This window comes from Clostridium vincentii (assembly GCF_002995745.1).
In the GTDB taxonomy this organism is placed as follows: Bacteria; Bacillota; Clostridia; order Clostridiales; family Clostridiaceae; genus Clostridium; species Clostridium vincentii.
Map to the genome: position 1 here is coordinate 1 of NZ_PVXQ01000031.1, position 18,704 is coordinate 18,704.

The following is an 18,704-nucleotide window of genomic DNA, read 5'->3' on the forward strand; positions in this document are numbered from 1 at the left end:
TCGTTAGCCTAACAAGCAAATATCAAAAGATACATTAATTTCTAATGAACCGCCGTGTACCGAACGGTATGCACGGTGGTGTGAGAGGACGCTAAATAAAATAATTATTTAGCTCCTACTCGATTATAGATTCATCAGATAATATATTATCTCATTTATGTGTTTTATAAATATATTGTACCATACTTTACCAATTGACTTAGTGAAAAATTCTTTTTTTAAAATTAGGATATACTAGAGTAAACAATGAAAAAGGCAGGTGAAAATTAATTGGTAGATTTAACGCTATTAGGTTGTGGTGGTGGAATGCCTATTCCAGAGAGATTTCTATCATCTCTTCTAATAAATTATAAAGGCAGAAAGATTTTAATTGATTGTGGTGAAGGAACTCAGGTATCTATGAAAATAGCTAAAACCGGCTTTAAAAATATAGATATAATTTGCATAACTCATATTCATGGAGATCATATAATCGGATTGCCAGGTCTCTTATCCACTATTGGAAATAGTGAAAGAAGACAGCCTCTGAAAATATTAGGTCCAAAAGGTATAACAGCTGCAGTTAACGGTCTTAGAGTAGTAGCACAATACTTGCCCTATGATATTGAGATAATAGAAGTAGGCGAAAATGATTTGGAACTTTTAGAGGGAGAAGTATTATGTTCTACCCTAGAATTAGATCATTCGTCCCCCTGCGTTGGATATAGGTTTTACTTTAAAAGAAATCCTAGGTTTGATATGGATAGAGCAAAAAAAAATGATGTTCCTAAAATTCTTTGGAATAAACTACAAAAATCGAAGGATTCTATAAATTATCAAGGTAAAAGATATAATCCTTTAATGGTTATGGGTGAAGAAAGAAAGGGTATAAAACTAAGTTTTGTAACTGATACTAGACCAAAAGATGAGATTGTAGAATTTATAAAAGATAGTGACTTTTTTATTTGTGAAGGGACCTATGGTAATGATTTAGATATAGAAAAAGCAATAAGAAATAAACATATGACTTTTAAAGAATCAGCTATACTTGCTAAAACAGGTAATGTAAAAACACTGCTGCTAACTCATTTTTCACCTGCAATCCTGGAGCCTAGTGAATATTTGACAAATGCTACTGATGTTTTTAACAATACGCTGATTGGTGAGGATAGAATGAAATTCACATTGAATTTTGAAGAGTAAAAAGACATGGTATAATGTAAAATATAAGCATTAATCATATTCATTAAAAGGTGGTACATAAGATGAGTTCGAATTTTATAAAAGCAACAGACGTCGCAAAAGAACTAGGAGTGTATTTAAAGGTAGTTACATCTACAAAAAGTTTTGATAACTACAACAGTTTTTTTAATATATTTACTGAAATGGATGAACCCTGTAGGCGGATAGTAGTTCTAACTCCTTACCAGGAATTAGAAGAAGTAAATGATGAGGATCCCAGTAAACCAATAAATAAATATAGAATAATTGATAGCAACCTCTGGATAGAAGAATATTCTTTACTACATAATCCAAGCAAAATTTCATTAGATGATGTTAAAATACCTGAAGAAGTATATATTAATTTTAAAAATCAAATAAACTAATTATATTGACAATTATAATTATAAAACTTATAATTGAATCAACAAATCAATTGAACTAAATTAAATTGTATTAAATTTATACACATAAGGAGTGAGCAATATGATATATAACTATAATGTAAAAAATAATAAAGGTAATGAAATTTCAATGAAAGATTATAAAGGAAAGGTACTATTAATAGTTAATACAGCAACAGGCTGTGGCCTTACACCACAATATGAAGGACTTCAGAAACTTTATGATAAATATGAGCATACTGAATTCGAGATATTAGATTTCCCATGTAATCAATTTTTCGAACAAGCACCAGAAAGTAATGAAGAAATTGCTAATTTTTGTGAGTTAACATACAGTACAACTTTTGATAGATTTGCTAAGATAGATGTTAATGGTGAAAATACAGATGATTTATATAAGTTTTTAAAGAAAGAAGCCCCTAATGCAACTGAGGATGCATCATCAGAAGGATTATATGACAAATTATCAAAGCTTGGATTTGATACAACTGGAAATGATATTAAATGGAACTTCACAAAGTTTCTTGTAGATAAGAACGGTAATGTTATTGAAAGATTTGCTCCAACATATGAGCCAGCAAAAATAGAAGAAAAAATTAATAAATTAATAAATTAATTAAGTAAAACATTAGTATTTAATACTGTAAATAATATAATAAGAAAGAGTCCAAATCTTAGATTTGGACTCTTTCTATTTTCTATAATGTAATTTCTCGTCTTGTAATTTTCATCTTAATTTTGTTCTCAATTTGATCTAAAAGATGTTTATCTTTGGGATCAATAAATAAGCAAGTATATCCCTCTTCACCAGCTCTTCCTGTTCTTCCTATTCTATGTATATAAGCTTCCACAGTTTCAGGAATATCATAATTGTATATGTGTGAAACACCTGTTATGTCTATACCTCTAGATGCAACATCAGTTGCGATCAAATATTGTATTTTAGCATCTCTAAAATTTTTCATTATTCTTTCTCTCTTATTTTGAGGAACATCACTATGTAATTTAACTACATCGTAACCGGCTTGACCAAGACCTAATTCTAGATCATCAGCTCTGCGCTTAGTTCTACAAAAAATTAGAGCCATAAAAGGATTATCTTCACTTAAAGCTTTTTTTAGTGAAGCTTGCTTCCATCTATCGGTAGTTTCTACAACCTCTTGCTTTATATTATCCAAGGTTACTCTAGCACTTTGAATAGATACTACAGAAGGCTCATTCATATATCTATACGCTAATTTCTTCACTTGAGAATCCATTGTGGCGGAAAAGCAAAGGGTTTGATGTTTCTTCGGGCATTCCTTCTTAATATCTTCAACATCATTTTTAAATCCCATTAATAACATTTGGTCAGCTTCATCTAAAACAAAAGTTTTAATCTTTGATAAAGATATTGTTTTCCTTGCTAAATGGTCTAATAGTCTACCAGGGGTGGCTATTACTATATGAATATTACCCTTAAGTTTATTAAGTTGAGAGCCAATATCCTTACCTCCATAAGCCGCTAAAATATTAATATCTGTTCCTTCCTTTAAGCTCTCAGCTTCCTTAGAAATCTGAAGAGCAAGTTCCCTAGTAGGAGTCAATATTAAAACCTGTATATCCTTTGACTTTGAATTTATATTTTCAAAAACTGGTAGTAAAAACCCTAAAGTTTTCCCAGTACCTGTTGCAGCCACAGCTATTACATCTTTCCCGTCTATTATAATAGGAATACATTTACCTTGAATAGGTGTAGGAGTTTTAATCCCTTGACTATTTAATTTTGTAACCATCTCTTGATTAATGCCTAATTCTATAAAATTCATTATTTGCAACCTTTCATTTATATATTTCGTCATACTATGATAACACAAGAATCCCTATATTCCTAATATAAACATATCTTAAAGCGTTAATTCATATGAATATATGAGAATATAATAGATAGGAGTTTGATATATGGACTTAATATGCTCCATTGGACCAAGAGTAAATACAATGGAAGAAGTTCATGCCTATGTTAAGGCTGGAATGACAATGCCAAGATTTAATTTTTCCCACGTTGACTATATCAAGTTTAGAAAATTAATTAATGGTATTCAAAAAACTTACCCAGAGATGAAGATCCTGCAAGATTTACAAGGAAATAAACTTAGAATTTCGAGAAAGTTTAATAAAGAACATAAGGTGTATAAAGGGGATAAAGTTATATTTTGCTTAGATAATGATTATGAAGAACTTATATCTAAAGAAAAAATCCAGAAAATTAAAGTTATCCCCCTAAGCTATGAAGGAGTATTTGCAGATTTTAAAAACGTAAAGATAATTTTAATGAAGGATGCAACAATGGAGTTTAAGTTAATTGCACAAAAGTCAGGATACATATATGCAATAACTGAACGAGGAGGAATACTAAGAGCAGAAAAGGGAGTAAATGCTCCATTATTAAAAAGACAAGAATTACGACTTACTAATAAAGATAAGAATGATATATCCTGGGGTATAGAAATAGGCGTGGATATAATATGCTTATCCTATGTAACCTCTGTTCGAGATATGATAGAGGTTAGAGAATACATAAATAGAATTAAAAAAGATAAACAGAATTTCAAAAACATTAATATATGGGCAAAGATTGAATGTATGGAAGGGGTAGAAAACTTTGATGAAATTTTGGAATATAGTGATGGGATTTTAATTGGTCGTGGAGATTTAAACGGTGAGGCTACTATAGAGGATATTCCAATAATGCAGCAAAATATAATAGCGAAGATGCAATCAAATAAAAAGCCTTTAATAATTGGCACATATGTTTTAGATTCTATGAAGCGAGGGAATCCTCCATCCTTAGCAGAGGTAAATGACATTTATAATTTTACTAAGAATAAGGTTGATGGATTTATGCTTAGTACTGAGATAACTATTTCAAATGAGCCTGTTTTAGTAATTAAAAAATTAAAAGAACTAATATTAAAATATATAACAACATAGTTATATATTGCCATAATAGGCTAATAGTAAGTCTATCTCCAAATCTCTACTATGGAAAAGCTTGTCCTTGTAACGTATAGTAATGGCAAGCTTATAAAGAGCAAAAGATAAGGAGTGATGTACATGAAATTCAAAGCAATAAGTTACATTATAAGTATACTTTTAGGGTTTACAAGCTTAGGCTTAGGAGCTAATATTGATAAATCTATAGGACTTCCCGATAAAGCTTCTACAACTAGTGAGGCTGAGATTTCTGAAAACACCCAAGAAACTAAAGATTCAACTAATGTAGAAGTTCCAGTAGATGAAAATATATTACCTTTAAATAATGATGTTACTACTGAAACAGCAGGGGATGGAGGTACTGTTCCTAGTACACCAACTAATGAAACTCCGCAAACTCCTACTACACAAACGCCGACACCAACACCTACACCTACTCAAACAACAACACCTACTCAAACACCAGAACCCACTCCAGCACCTGCACCTACTACTAATGACAACAGTGGGACAACCGCTACTGAGGGTGATTATCTAGCTAAAGTAGAAGACGAAATTTTTACAGCTACTAATAATGAAAGAGCCAAAGCAGGATTACAACCGTTAACAAGAAATAATACAGCTAATGGTTATGCTAGAAGTAAATCATTGGAGATGCTTAACTTAAATTATTTTGATCACAAATCACCTACTAATGGATATATATCCGATATAGCTAAAAGAGATGGATGGAAATATTCTAGAGTTGGTGAAAATATATATACTATGACAGGTTCATCAGCAAGTAGTGCTAGCGGTACAGCTATTAACAACTCTTGGATGAATTCACCAGGGCATAAAGCTAATATATTAAATAAAGATTACAAAGAAATAGGAATTGGTGTTACTTATAGAAACAATAAATTATATGCAACTCAAATTTTCTATACAGCATAGTAATAAGTGGTATAAAAATAAGCAGGACAAAATTGTCCTGCTTATTTTATTTATATCACTTTAACTTTTCTCCTTATTATAGTAAAATTAAGTGACTTAATGAAGGAGGCTTTACAAATGAGCAGGGTAATCGTAGTTGGAGCAGGTCCAGCAGGAATGATGGCAGCTATTACAGCTGGCAAGAATAATGAAGTGATTTTATTAGATGGAAATGAAAGAATAGGCAAAAAATTGTATATCACAGGGAAAGGTCGTTGCAATGTAACAAATGCAAAGGATATTTCTGAATTTTTTGACTTTATTCCTGGAAATCCACATTTTTTATATAGTTCTCTTTATACATTCACTAATGAAGACACAATGAAATTTTTTGAAGATGAGGGAATAAAGGTTAAAGTAGAAAGAGGCGGAAGAGTATTTCCCGATACAGACAAATCCTCAGATATTATTAGAGGATTATCTAACGGACTTAGTAAGGCTAACGTAAAAATATTGTTAAATCATAAAGTAACAAGTTTAGTAACTGAAAATAATTTAATTAAAGAAGTTATAGTAAATGATAATGAACATATTAAGGGAGATTATTTTATTCTAGCTACAGGAGGAGCATCTTATCCTTTAACTGGTTCCAGGGGAGATGGCCAAAGATTTTCTGAAAAGCTTGGTCATAAAATTATTGACCTTAAACCATCTTTAGTTCCAATTGAGACTTGTGATAAATGGGTTCCTGAATTAATGGGCCTTTCATTGAAAAATGTGGAAGCTACCATTTTTGAAGGAGATAAGTCTGTTTATAAGAATCTAGGAGAAATGTTATTCACACATTTCGGAGTATCAGGACCATTGATTTTAAGTGCCAGTAGATATGTTAAAAATAGTAATAATTATACTTTATCAATTGATTTAAAACCTGGTTTAGATGATATTGAACTTGATAAAAGAATTCAAAAGGATTTCAAAAAATTTATTAACAAAGATTTTAAAAATTGCTTAGATGATCTTTTGCCAAAGAAATTAATTCCAGTTATAATAAACCTTTCTAATATTCTTGAAACTAAAAAAGTAAATGAGATTACTAAGGAAGAAAGAAAAAGGCTGGTAGAACTTATTAAAAATTTAAAAATGAAAGTAAAAGGCTTGAGAAATATTGCTGAAGCTATTGTTACTGCAGGTGGAGTTGATACAAAAGAGATTGATCCCTCAACAATGAAATCTAAGATTATAAAAAATTTATCACTTGCAGGAGAAGTTATAGATGTTGATGCTTTTACCGGGGGATATAACGTGCAAATTGCGTTATCAACTGGATACATTGCAGGCACAAATATTTAAGTTAAATGAAATAATAAATTTATTTATATTGCAAAGAAGGGTGGAAATGCATCATGAGAATATCCGTGGCAATAGATGGACCTGCTGGAGCAGGAAAGAGTACCATTGCTAAAATAGTAGCTAAAAAATTTAATTTAATGTACATAAATACAGGAGCCATGTATAGAGCTGTAGCTCTTAAATCAAATGAAAATGGCTTATCTCCTGCGAATGTTGGAGAAATATGTAGCTTACTTAAAACAATGAAAATGAAATTTGAAAATGATGATTTGATTTTAAATGAAAAAAATATTCAAGATAAAATAACTATGCCAAGTATTAGTTCTCAAGTTTCTGCTTACGCTTCCATACCAGAGGTTCGGAAAATCCTTGTTAAAATTCAAAGAGATATGTCTCATGAATTTAATGTTATTATGGATGGTCGTGATATCGGAACTGTTGTACTTAAGGATTCTCCTTTTAAATTTTTTTTAACAGCCACACCAGAGGAAAGAGCAGTTAGAAGATTTAAAGAATTATCTGAAAGAAATATAGAATGTTCTTATGAAGGAATTCTGCAGGATATTAAAAATAGAGATTATGCGGATACCCATAGAGAAACTGATCCATTAAAAAAGGCTGACGATGCTATAGAGGTAGATACAACAGGACTTAATATTAATCAAGTTTGTGAAAAAATCAATTCATATATATTGAAGAGGATTTATTAGTAATTATATATTTTTAGGAGTTATGACATATGAGAATAATAAAAATAGCTAAAAATGCTGGTTTCTGTTTTGGTGTTGAAAGAGCAGTAGCAGAAGCTCTTAAAATTCAAAAACAATATAATAAAAAAATTTATACTCTTGGACCTTTAATTCATAACAATGATGTTGTAAAACACCTAGAGGATAATAATATATTTTCAATTAGTCTAGAAAATATAGACACCTTAGAGAATGGTGATGTCATTGTTATTAGGTCCCACGGAGTGGCAAAAGAAGTTTTTACTGAACTTGAGAAAAGAGGTTTAATTGTTAAGAATGCTACTTGCCCCTTTGTAACAAATATTCAAAAAAAGGTGGAAAAATTTTCAAAAGAAGGGTATGATATTGTTATCCTTGGAGACGAAAATCATCCTGAAGTAATGGGGATAAATGGTTGGTGTGATAACAAGGCCATAATTACAAAAGATGGATTATTGCCTGATAATTTATATAATAAAATATGTGCTGTTTCTCAAACAACAGAAAAAAAAGAGAATTGGGATAAAACTTTAGATACTTTAGCATCTAAAGAATTGGAAGTACTGACATTTAATACGATTTGTTTAGCAACTACCGAAAGACAAGAAAGTGCTGAAGAGCTATCAAAAAAAGTTGATGCTATGATAGTCGTTGGTGGCAAAAATAGCTCTAATACTACTAAACTATATAATATTTCAAAAGAAAATTGTGTCCATACTATACATGTTGAGAATTCTTCTGAACTTCCAGAAGAATACATATATAATAATAATTTTAAAAGTATTGGAATTACCGCCGGCGCATCAACGCCAGAGTGGATAATTAGGGGGGTTATTAATATTATGCAAGATGAGATAAATAACAAGGAAGATCAACTACAAATGATGGATCAAATGGACAAGCGATTTATAATAGGAGATGAAGTAGAAGGTGAAATACTTTCGAAAACAAGAGATGAAATATTAGTATCTCTTGTTGGATATAAATCCGATGGTGTTATTTCTTTTAGAGAATTAACTACATTATGTGATTCAACTGAAATGGCTGAAAAGCTATGTATAGGTGACACAATAAAAGCCAAAGTAATTAAGCTTCAAAATAGCGATGGTTATGTAGTCCTTTCAAGATTAGAATTTGAAAAAGATGCTGCTTATGTTGAATTGCAAACTTTATTTGATAATGGTACAATTTTTGACGCTAAAGTTGATGAAATTAAAGAGAAGGGATTAGTATCCTATTTTAAGGGAGCAAGAATTTTTATTCCTGCATCTCAAATTGATACTAAATTCATAGATAATAAAGACTACTTAAAAGGACAGATTCTTAAAGTTAAATTAATAGAATTCTCACTTGGTAGAACTTCAAAAATAATTGCGTCAAGAAGGGTTATACTTGAAGCTGAAATCGCAAAGATTGAAGAAATAGCATGGTCTGGCTTTAATGTAGGGGACATTGTAAAAGGTGAAATTAAAAGATTTGCAAAATTCGGTGCCTTTGCTCAAGTAAATGGAATTGATGGGTTAATTCATCTTTCTCAAATTTCATGGAAACATATAAATAAGGCTGAAGAAGTATTAAAAAAAGGTGATATATTAGATCTTAAAATTATTGACTTAAATAAGGAAGCAAACAAGCTCTCTTTAAGTATAAAACAATTAACACCTGAACCATGGGAAAATGTAACTGAAAAGTATCCTGAAGATTCTGTAGTTCTAGGTAAAGTTGTTAGATTAAATGATTTTGGTGCTTTCATAGAATTGGAGCCAGGGTTAGATGGATTAGTTCATATTTCTAAAATAAGCTATGATAGAGTATTACATCCATCCGAAGTATTAACTATTGGAGAAGAGGTTAAAGCTAAGATTCTATCAGTAGATGCAGAAAACAAGAGAGTTAGCTTAAGCATTAAAGATGTTTAAAATAGGAATTTAATTTCAGAACTCCCATATATAAATATAGGGAGTTCTTTTGCTTTTTGAAATGGGGTATTATAGTATGGTGACCTTTGAGAGGTTAAATAGCAGTAATTTTGAAAACTTTAAATCTTTACTTAAGGAATCAAAGGAAAAAGTAGACTATAGAGAAGATTTCTACAAATATTATGATAATAAAAGCTTTATTTTCAAATTTATAATGCGTAAATTAATAAAGCTTATTAAAGTTAGTGATAATTATGTAGGGTATCTTTGGATTGAAAATCCTTCACCAAAAAACACCGTAATTTGTGATATGTTTATTAAAGAAGAATATTTGACACACTTTAATTCAAGACTACTTCTAGTTTTGGATAGTAGCATAATTACTTATGAATGTTTAGAAAATGCCTATTCATTAAATCTTCTGAAGAAGCTTTCTTTAACTAGAATTAGACTTACTTATTTAATGAGTGTTAATCCTAAAGATACAATGCCTAAGCCTATTAACACAAAGATATCCTATAGTTTATATAATCCTAAAAATGATGCACAAATTAGATGTAACCTTCAAAATGCAATTTTTAAAGAGGATAGTAGAATACCCCTATCTATTGAAGATATTTATTATGATGAAAAGCAGGATTATTACTTAGAGGATCTTTCCATCTTTATTAAATTAAATAATAGGATAATTGGATATGGTCAAATTATTTATAGTAGAGAAATGTATACACTTGTAAATTTCGGAATTCTTCAAGGATTTAGAGCTAGAGGTTATGGCGAGTCATTAATATGTGAACTTGTTAATTTAGCTAAAAAAAAGGGGATAGATAATATATTCATAAGGGTAGACCATGATAATTTTGCAGCTAAAAAGCTTTATGACAAGGTTGGATTTAGGGAAGTTGGTAAATTTTCTACCTGGTTATGGAGCAAAGAATTTGTTAGGTAAAGATTTATATGTCTTGTAACCTGAATTTTATGTTTAATTTGAAAGCATCTATGATTTTAGATGCTTTTTTAGTGCATAATAAAGAGGTGTTTAAAAATAATTATACATGTTTACCTAGTCTTTCAACTTTGTTATAATATACTACAGTGAAAGCAGTGAAATTTATATGAAAAGGAGTTTATTATGAATACAAATATACATATTGAAATGAAACCAAAAACATTCTTTATTGCTACTTATGGATGTCAGATGAATGAAGAAGATTCTGAGAAACTTTCTGGTATGCTTAAAAGAAGTGGATATACAAGAATTGACAAAAGAGAAGAAGCAAGTATTATATTATTTAATACTTGTTGTGTTAGAGAGAATGCGGAAAATAAGGTTTATGGCAACATTGGAGCCTTAAAAGAATTAAAAAGAAAAAATAAAGATTTAATTATTGGAATTTGTGGTTGTATGATGCAACAAGAGGGCATGGCTGACAAAGTATTAAAGAAATTTCCTTATGTAGATATAATTTTTGGAACGCATAATTCACATAAGTTCCCTGAATATTTAAATAGAGTCAAAACAGAAGGGGTACAAGTTAAAGAAATATTTGATAAAGAGGCTGCGATAATTGAAGGAATTCCAGTTGAGCGTGAAAGTTCAATTAAAGCCTATGTTACTATTATGTATGGTTGTAATAATTTTTGTACATATTGTGTAGTTCCCTATGTTCGTGGAAGAGAAAGAAGTAGAAAATCTGAAGATATAATAAAGGAAATTGAGGATCTTATATCAAAGGGATATAAAGAAATAACCTTACTTGGTCAAAATGTTAACTCCTACGGTAAGGGTCTAGATGAAGATATTAACTTTGCTGCCCTTTTAAGAAAAGTTAATACAATAGACGGTCTTGCTAGAATTAGATTTATATCTTCTCACCCTAAGGATTTAACTGATGACGTAATTATGGCGGTTAAGGAATGTGAAAAGGCTTGTCATCAAATACATCTACCAGTTCAAAGTGGTTCAGATACTTTATTGAAAAGTATGAATAGGCATTATGATAGAGCTAGATATTTAGAAGTAATGAATAAAATTAAAGAGGAAATGCCTGACTGTTCAATTTCTACAGATTTTATTATAGGTTTTCCTGGTGAAACTGATAAAGATGTAGAAGATACAATAAGCCTTATTAAGGAAGTTCAATTTGATTCAGCTTTTACTTTTATATATTCAAGAAGAAATAATACTCCAGCGGATAAGATGGAAGATCAAATTCCAGAAAACATAAAACATGAAAGGTTTAATAAAGTTTTAGAAGCTGTAAATGCAAGTGTTGTAAATAAGAATAAGTACTATGAAGGACGAGTTGTAGAGGTTCTTGTGGAAGGTACAAGCAAAAATGATGAAACTAATCTTATGGGAAGGACTAGAGATGGCAGACTTGTAAAATATATTGGAGATTCAAGTAATATAGGAACCCTTGTTAATGTTAAAATTAACAGAGCACAACCCAACTCATTGTTTGGGGAACTAGTAGAAGAATGATTAAACAAGCCTTAATAGAGGGGTTTAAGAAAAGCACTTATGGAAAAAAGGATCATGCTGCACACAGAATATTGAAAAATGATCTAATATCTAATATAAAATATGATTCAAATGAGGATTGTATTTATGTTTTAAGCTCAGTCATTTCTGAGGAATTATATAGTCAATATTCTTGTAAGCTTGATATAGATAGATTTAGCAAAGAGGTTTTATTTACTAGTTGCAGTTGCGTGGACTTTGAGAAAAGTTCATCTAAACAAAGAGGATATTGTTGCAAACACTTAACAGCAACCTTTTATAAATTTATTCTTGATTTGGATGAGGAGCTAGACCTAAAGGATAGGTTGAATATGCAAGAACCTAAGGAACGCCTTATTGCAGCAACTGAAAGCTCTATTTTAGATTTTTTATTAGGAAACGATAAAAAAATACATGAAGTTAAATTAGAAGTAGTAATTAACAGGATTTCTTGGTCAGGAAAGATTGCTGCAGAGTTTAAAATAGGCCTTAAAGGTATGAAGTCGAATAAGTTATATTCTTTAAAGGATATTGATGGTTTTTTGGTAGCAATAAACAATAACATTCCAATAACCTATGGTAAAGATTTTGTTTTTAACATTAAAGAGCAAGGGTTAAATATTAAGGATAAAAAAATAATTGAGTTTATAGAGTTATTAAAAGAAATAGATTTCTCCTCAAGTTCCTATAAAAAGGTTAATGAGAAATTAGTTCTAGGAAAGCAAATTACAATACCTAAGGCTCTACTAAGGCAATTTATGAATATAATTTGCCATCATAGAGTTTACTTAGGATCAGGTTTTTATTCAAGACAATTAGAAACAGAAATAATAAATGGTCCAATCCCATTTCCAATGAAACTTAAAGAAGTAGGAAATATGTTGAAACTTGAAGCTGTACGGGGAGTACCTGAAGCTTTATCTGATATTGGTGATATTTATCTTTATGATACAATAATATATCTTCCGCCAGATAATCAAATGGAGGGCTTAACCCCATATATTGAAGCTTTTAATCATGGAAATACAATATTTTTTACAAAAGCAGAAGAAGATCGTGTGTTAAGAGAACTAATCCCTTCTATTCAAAAAGTAACTGGTGAAATAGAACTATCTACTAGATTAAGTAATAAGGTTGTTATAGCACCAGCGAAGTTTAAATTTTATTTTGATAAAGATGAGGAAATTCATTTAACTTTAAAGGTTCTTTATGATAAATATGAATTTAATTACTTTGATACATATGAAGAAAAAGTAATTTATAGAGATAAAAATGCAGAGGATAAGGTCTTAATGAAATTAAGAGAGCTTGGATTTGAATCTGTAAATGATAAATTCATCTTTTTCAAGGATGAAGAACATATATTCAGCTTTTTTAAAGACCAAGTGAAAGACATACAAGAACTTGGTGAAGTTTATTATTCAGATAGATTTACAGGAATTAAAACTTTTCACGATGGTGCCTTCAAAGGTGATGTTAAAAAGGGTAAATATGATTATTTTGAATTTAAGTTTAAACTTGGAGATATTCCAAAGGAAGAGAATGCTTATATACTTAATGCATTTAGAGATAGCAAGAAGTACTATAGGCTAAAATCCGGTGAATTTCTAGATCTTGAAGAAATAGAAATGAAGAAATTTTTAAAACTACTTGATTCGCTAGAAAAAGATAATAACCTTGAAGAAAATGTACTGAATTTTCATAAAAGCAAGGGTATTTACCTAGAGGATTATCTAGAGGATGAAGAGATTAAATATGTAAAGGGGAGACGAGGCTTAAAGGCTTTGAAAAACTCTTTGAACGACTTGAAAAATACTAATTTCATATTACCTGATGATATTAATGCAAACCTTAGAAATTATCAAAAGGATGGATATTATTGGCTGAAGACCTTAGATTTCTTAGGATTTGGAGGAATTCTTGGTGATGAAATGGGATTAGGTAAAACTCTTCAAACTATAACTTTCCTTGCTTCAAACAAAGGAAAAAGCACTCTGATTGTTGCACCCACATCTCTTGTTTATAACTGGAATAATGAATTTAAAAAATTTGCACCTACTATGAAGATTGCTATTTTAAATGGTTCGAAAAATGATAGGGAAGACCTACTAAGAAGCACTCAAAAATATGATGCATATATAACTACTTATAATCTTTTAAAAAGAGATGCGGATATTTATGAAACTATTGAGTTTGACTACTGTATTTTAGATGAAGCACAAAATATAAAAAACCCTTCTTCTCAAAATGCAAAAACAGCAAAGGGAATAAAGGCTACCAGAAAGTTTGCATTAACAGGTACACCAATTGAAAATTCCCTTATGGAGTTATGGTCAATATTCGATTTTATAATGCCAGGATATCTTTATAATGAAAAAAGATTTGCTGCAAGATATCACAGGAGACTTGAGGAAGAGGATGTTATAATAGAAGAGCTTACTAGACTTATCAAGCCTTTTATTCTAAGACGATATAAAAAAGATGTTATAAAAGAGCTTCCAGATAAGATAGAAAAGAATTTAATTGTTCCTATGGATGAAAAGCAGTTAGTAGTCTACACTACCTATGCAAAATATGCCCAGGAGTTAATTGAGAATAAGGTTAAGGACGATGAATTCAAAAAGAGTAAGATAGAAATACTTTCATATATAACCAAGCTTCGACAAATATGTTTAGATCCTTCAGTAGTTATGGATAATTACGATGGAGGAAGTGGTAAGATAGATGCCTTGCTTGAAACAGTAATTCAAGGGATTGACGAAGGACATAAAATACTTGTATTTTCACAATTTACCTCTGTCTTAAAAAATATAGCTAAAAGATTTAAAGAGAATGATGTAACTTTCACTTATTTAGATGGCAGCACGCCTTCTAAACTCCGTGGAAAGCTAGTTGAGGATTTTAATGAGGACAACACCTCAGTATTTTTAATATCCTTAAAAGCAGGCGGAACAGGTTTAAATTTAACTAGTGCTGATATAGTAATACATTTTGATCCATGGTGGAATCCAGCAGTAGAGGAACAAGCTACAGATAGAGCTCATAGAATAGGGCAAAGAAAAGTTGTTCAAGTTATTAAAATGATAGCAGAAGGAAGTATAGAAGAAAAGATAGTTGATCTTCAAGAACAAAAGAAGCTTTTAATAGATAAAGTTGTAGGGGGAAAAGTAGACTTAGGCGGATCTTTAAGTAGCTTGCAAGAAAATGATATCTTATCATTATTTTCTAAAAATATTTAAAATAAACCTTTACAAAATTAATCTCAGAAGATATAATAATAGAAAACAAAGGTGTTTTTTAGCGAATTTATTCGCCGAAAAATGCCCTTTTTTTTATATCAATTTTAAGAGGGTAGAAAATGAAAAAATTAATTTCACCAAACTCCTTTATTTCTTGAAAAAGAAATCTTTAACAAAGTCATTTTCTCCTCTCTTTTTTTGATAAACTCATATTTGTAAAAGGTATTTTAAGGAAAAAGTCATATTTGCTCCCCAGCTATATGACTTTTTTCTGTTTAAGTAGATATTATCTTATTAAAATGTTTTACCGTTCCATCCCCAGGTATCAACCTCTTCAAACTTAACATATATTGCATTCTGAGGAATGTTAAGCTCCTCACTATAAAGTTTAGATATATCCTCAATAACCTTTTTTAAAGAATCTTCTGAAACACCTCCAAATAGTTTTACCTCTACGAAAGCACCATAATCTAATTTTTGACCTTTAAAATATAATGAATATTTATCTTGAAATCCAATCATTAGAAATTTTTCCGACTTGCCAGGAATATCATCCACTATTTTACCAAGTTCTTTTTTTAACATTTCTTTGTCTCTTTCTGAAAGAGCTATTGTTACTTTACTATCAATGTATGGCATATTTTATCCTCCCGTCTTTTATTTAATCTTCCCTATTTATTAATATATAAATTCAAGGAAAATACGCTACAAAAAAGTCTTAACTTTTAATATATATTTTCTATTTTGTCCTATTAGGCTAGTTTTCTTTATATTAATATTCAATTATAGTATAATCACTATAAAGGCTGTAAAACCCTAGTGTTTTATATACAATTAATTATGAGGTGATTTTAAATGGCACTAACGCCAATGATGATACAATATTTCGATATTAAAGAAAAATATAAAGACTGTATTTTATTTTATAGATTAGGAGATTTTTATGAAATGTTCTTTGAAGATGCAAAAACAGCATCTAAAGAACTTGAGCTTGTATTAACTGGTAGAGATTGTGGATTAGATGCTAAAGCACCAATGTGTGGAATTCCATATCATGCAGCAGCTAACTACATATCTAGGCTAATAGCAAAAGGATATAAGGTCGCTATATGTGAGCAAATAGAGAATCCTTCCGCAGCTAAAGGTATTGTTAAACGGGATGTTATTAAGGTCATTACCCCTGGAACATACATAGATAAGAATACAACTCTTGAAAATTCTAATATTTACTTAGTTTGCATATACGAAGATGGAAATAAAATTGGAATTGCATCAACAGATATAAGTACAGGAGAGTTTAAGACTACTTCCTTTACAAACATAAAAACTACTTTATTAGACGAGCTTTCAAAAATTGCTCCAAAGGAGATACTTATAGCAGAGGGGACTTCCAAGGAATTAGTAAAAGAAATTGATGAAATATTAAATCTTTATGTAACAGAAAGAAATTTTTCTGAATTTACTATTTCAGATAAGGAATTGATAGAACAATTTTCAGATGCTGAAGTTAATTCCTTAGATGAAACATGCAAAAAGGCTTCAAAGGTATTATTAAAGTATATAAATGAGACTCAAAAAATAAGTTTACCTAATATTAATTTTTTAGAACATTATGACATTATTAATTACATGACTATAGATAGTAACTCTCGTAGAAATTTAGAGCTTACTGAAAGTATTCGAGATAAGGGTAAAAAGGGCTCTCTTTTATGGGTAATGGATAAGACATGTACATCCATGGGGGGACGATCTTTAAGAAGATGGATTGATGAACCTCTTATAATTAAATCTGAAATTGATAAAAGGCTAAATGGAGTTGAAGAGCTTTATAATAACCTGTCATTAAATGAGGATATTAGATCTGCATTAAAAGAAATTTATGATATGGAACGTATTGTAGGCAAAATTTCTAGCGTTAATGTAAATGGTAAGGACATGGTGTCTTTAAGATCGTCTCTTGAAAAAATACCATCTATAAAGGAATCTTTAAAGGAAGCATCCTCAAACTTACTAAAGGAATACTATAATGATTTAGATGAACTTATAGATATTAAAGACCTATTAAAGGCAAGCATATTAGCTGATCCATCTATTGCTTTGAAGGAAGGAAATATAATAAATGATGGATATAATGAAGAAGTTGATACGCTTAGACAAGCAAAACTCCACGGTAAGGAATGGATAGCATCTTTAGAAAATAGTGAGAGAGAATTTACTGGTATTAGGTCCCTTAAAGTAGGATATAATAGAGTCTTTGGATATTATATAGAGATATCAAAATCTAATTACTCCTCAATTCCAGAGGGAAGATATATAAGAAAACAAACCCTATCTAATGCAGAAAGATATATTACTCAAGAGCTTAAGGAAATGGAGGAGAAAATTTTAGGAGCAGAGGAGAAATTAATTAACCTAGAATATGAACTCTTCCAATCCATACGAAAAATTGTAGAAGATCAAATTTCAAGATTAAAACAAAGTGCTAGAATTATAGGGAACCTAGATTCACTATCCGCCTTAGCACAAATAGCTTTAGAAAATGATTATGTTAAGCCCAGCATAAATGAAGAAGGGTTTATAGATATTAAAGATGGAAGACATCCAGTTGTTGAGAAGGTCATAGGCCTTGGAGAATTTGTTTCTAATGATAGTTTAATTAACCAGGAAGATAATCAGCTGCTTTTAATTACAGGTCCTAATATGGCTGGTAAATCAACATATATGAGACAAGTAGCTCTTATTACCCTTATGGCACAGGTTGGATCATTTGTTCCAGCAAAGTCAGCTAACATTTCAGTCTGTGATAAAATATTTACTCGAATAGGTGCCTCTGATGATTTAGCTGGAGGTAAGTCAACCTTTATGGTTGAAATGTGGGAAGTGTCTAACATATTAAAGAATGCTACCAATAAAAGTTTTGTACTTCTTGATGAAGTAGGTAGGGGAACATCTACATATGATGGGTTAAGTATAGCTTGGGCAGTTATAGAATATATCACCCATAACAAAAATTTAAAATGCAAAACATTATTTGCTACTCACTATCATGAACTTACAAAACTTGAGGATAGTATTAAAGGAGTAAAGAATTACTCTGTTGCAGTTAAGGAAATAGATGATAAAGTAGTATTTCTTAGAAAAATAGTAGAGGGTGGAGCAGACCAGTCCTATGGAATTGAAGTTGCTAAACTTGCAGGACTACCTCAAGAGTTAATTAATCGTGCTAAAGAGATATTAGCTTCATTAGAGGGAGATACTAAACCCTATATAGAAAAGACTAAAGATACCATTGAAACCGCGCAGGTAAAGATCCAAGTAGAAGACTCTATGCAATTAGATTTTACTTATATGGAAAAGGAATCTCTCCTTGGGGACTTAGCAAATTGTGATGTTTTAAATATGACACCTATGGATGCAATGAATGCATTGTTTAAGTATATTGGAGAAGCAAAAAAATTAAAATAGGA

Annotated in this window: 14 protein-coding genes; 12 read left to right on the forward strand and 2 right to left on the reverse strand. The window is 30.4% G+C overall.

Annotated features, from left to right (window positions below):
• Positions 1–270 precede the first annotated feature (270 nt).
• The 3 genes from CLVI_RS12625 (at position 271) to CLVI_RS12635 (ending at position 2,220) form a co-directional block, all read left to right on the forward strand.
• Positions 271–1,182 (forward strand): ribonuclease Z, encoded by a 912-nt coding sequence (locus CLVI_RS12625; protein ID WP_106060481.1) that lies wholly within the window; start codon positions 271–273, stop codon positions 1,180–1,182.
• A gap of 62 nt (positions 1,183–1,244) precedes the next feature.
• On the forward strand, positions 1,245–1,586 hold the full coding sequence (locus tag CLVI_RS12630) for a hypothetical protein (protein ID WP_106060482.1): 342 nt from the start codon (positions 1,245–1,247) through the stop codon (positions 1,584–1,586).
• Positions 1,587–1,686: 100 nt separating this feature from the next.
• Positions 1,687–2,220, forward strand: a complete 534-nt coding sequence (locus tag CLVI_RS12635) for a glutathione peroxidase (RefSeq protein ID WP_106060483.1) — start codon at positions 1,687–1,689, stop codon at positions 2,218–2,220.
• Positions 2,221–2,302: 82 nt separating this feature from the next.
• Here CLVI_RS12635 and CLVI_RS12640 read toward each other — a convergent pair whose 3' ends face one another.
• Entirely contained in the window at positions 2,303–3,412 is a 1,110-nt protein-coding gene (locus tag CLVI_RS12640; protein WP_106060484.1) for a DEAD/DEAH box helicase, read from the reverse strand.
• A gap of 133 nt (positions 3,413–3,545) precedes the next feature.
• On the opposite strand from CLVI_RS12640, the gene CLVI_RS12645 reads away from it, so the two are divergent.
• The 8 genes from CLVI_RS12645 to CLVI_RS12680 all read left to right on the forward strand — a co-directional run bounded on the left by CLVI_RS12645 (position 3,546) and on the right by CLVI_RS12680 (position 15,237).
• Positions 3,546–4,577: a pyruvate kinase gene (locus CLVI_RS12645; protein ID WP_106060485.1), complete on the forward strand. Its 1,032-nt coding sequence runs from the start codon at positions 3,546–3,548 to the stop codon at positions 4,575–4,577.
• Between the two features lie 123 nt (positions 4,578–4,700).
• Entirely contained in the window at positions 4,701–5,516 is an 816-nt protein-coding gene (locus CLVI_RS12650) for a CAP domain-containing protein (RefSeq protein WP_170065664.1), read from the forward strand.
• 117 nt (positions 5,517–5,633) lie between these two features.
• On the forward strand, positions 5,634–6,848 hold the full coding sequence (locus tag CLVI_RS12655; RefSeq protein ID WP_106060487.1) for a BaiN/RdsA family NAD(P)/FAD-dependent oxidoreductase: 1,215 nt from the start codon (positions 5,634–5,636) through the stop codon (positions 6,846–6,848).
• 53 nt (positions 6,849–6,901) lie between these two features.
• Complete coding sequence (gene cmk, locus CLVI_RS12660; RefSeq protein WP_106060488.1) at positions 6,902–7,558, forward strand: (d)CMP kinase; 657 nt, start codon at positions 6,902–6,904, stop codon at positions 7,556–7,558.
• A 29-nt stretch (positions 7,559–7,587) separates the two neighbouring features.
• Positions 7,588–9,495, forward strand: coding sequence for a bifunctional 4-hydroxy-3-methylbut-2-enyl diphosphate reductase/30S ribosomal protein S1 (locus tag CLVI_RS12665; RefSeq protein WP_106060489.1), 1,908 nt, complete (start codon positions 7,588–7,590; stop codon positions 9,493–9,495).
• Between the two features lie 61 nt (positions 9,496–9,556).
• Positions 9,557–10,444 carry a GNAT family N-acetyltransferase gene (locus CLVI_RS12670; protein WP_146127331.1) on the forward strand — a complete coding sequence of 296 codons (888 nt, stop codon included), beginning with the start codon at positions 9,557–9,559 and terminating at the stop codon, positions 10,442–10,444.
• A 183-nt stretch (positions 10,445–10,627) separates the two neighbouring features.
• On the forward strand, positions 10,628–11,980 hold the full coding sequence (miaB, locus tag CLVI_RS12675; protein ID WP_170065666.1) for a tRNA (N6-isopentenyl adenosine(37)-C2)-methylthiotransferase MiaB: 1,353 nt from the start codon (positions 10,628–10,630) through the stop codon (positions 11,978–11,980).
• Complete coding sequence (locus CLVI_RS12680) at positions 11,977–15,237, forward strand: DEAD/DEAH box helicase (RefSeq protein ID WP_106060491.1); 3,261 nt, start codon at positions 11,977–11,979, stop codon at positions 15,235–15,237. Before miaB ends, CLVI_RS12680 begins: the two co-directional genes overlap by 4 nt.
• Before the next feature lie 294 nt (positions 15,238–15,531).
• On the opposite strand, the gene CLVI_RS12685 is transcribed toward CLVI_RS12680, so the two are convergent.
• Positions 15,532–15,876, reverse strand: coding sequence for a phenylpyruvate tautomerase MIF-related protein (locus tag CLVI_RS12685; protein ID WP_106060492.1), 345 nt, complete (start codon positions 15,874–15,876; stop codon positions 15,532–15,534).
• Between the two features lie 216 nt (positions 15,877–16,092).
• On the opposite strand from CLVI_RS12685, the gene mutS reads away from it, so the two are divergent.
• Positions 16,093–18,702, forward strand: a complete 2,610-nt coding sequence (gene mutS / locus CLVI_RS12690) for a DNA mismatch repair protein MutS (RefSeq protein WP_106060493.1) — start codon at positions 16,093–16,095, stop codon at positions 18,700–18,702.
• Positions 18,703–18,704: the final 2 nt, after the last annotated feature.

Excerpts from the sequence above, each read along its gene's own strand:
- CLVI_RS12665 (WP_106060489.1), top strand. The coding sequence starts at position 7,588 with ATGAGAATAATAAAAATAGCTAAAAATGCTGGTTTCTGTTTTGGTGTT.
- miaB (WP_170065666.1), top strand. The coding sequence starts at position 10,628 with ATGAATACAAATATACATATTGAAATGAAACCAAAAACATTCTTTATT.
- CLVI_RS12670 (WP_146127331.1), top strand. The coding sequence starts at position 9,557 with ATGGGGTATTATAGTATGGTGACCTTTGAGAGGTTAAATAGCAGTAAT.
- mutS (WP_106060493.1), top strand. The coding sequence starts at position 16,093 with ATGGCACTAACGCCAATGATGATACAATATTTCGATATTAAAGAAAAA.
- CLVI_RS12630 (WP_106060482.1), top strand. The coding sequence starts at position 1,245 with ATGAGTTCGAATTTTATAAAAGCAACAGACGTCGCAAAAGAACTAGGA.
- CLVI_RS12650 (WP_170065664.1), top strand. The coding sequence starts at position 4,701 with ATGAAATTCAAAGCAATAAGTTACATTATAAGTATACTTTTAGGGTTT.
- CLVI_RS12640 (WP_106060484.1), bottom strand. The coding sequence starts at position 3,412 with ATGAATTTTATAGAATTAGGCATTAATCAAGAGATGGTTACAAAATTA.
- cmk (WP_106060488.1), top strand. The coding sequence starts at position 6,902 with ATGAGAATATCCGTGGCAATAGATGGACCTGCTGGAGCAGGAAAGAGT.
- CLVI_RS12645 (WP_106060485.1), top strand. The coding sequence starts at position 3,546 with ATGGACTTAATATGCTCCATTGGACCAAGAGTAAATACAATGGAAGAA.
- CLVI_RS12655 (WP_106060487.1), top strand. The coding sequence starts at position 5,634 with ATGAGCAGGGTAATCGTAGTTGGAGCAGGTCCAGCAGGAATGATGGCA.
- CLVI_RS12685 (WP_106060492.1), bottom strand. The coding sequence starts at position 15,876 with ATGCCATACATTGATAGTAAAGTAACAATAGCTCTTTCAGAAAGAGAC.
- CLVI_RS12635 (WP_106060483.1), top strand. The coding sequence starts at position 1,687 with ATGATATATAACTATAATGTAAAAAATAATAAAGGTAATGAAATTTCA.
- CLVI_RS12680 (WP_106060491.1), top strand. The coding sequence starts at position 11,977 with ATGATTAAACAAGCCTTAATAGAGGGGTTTAAGAAAAGCACTTATGGA.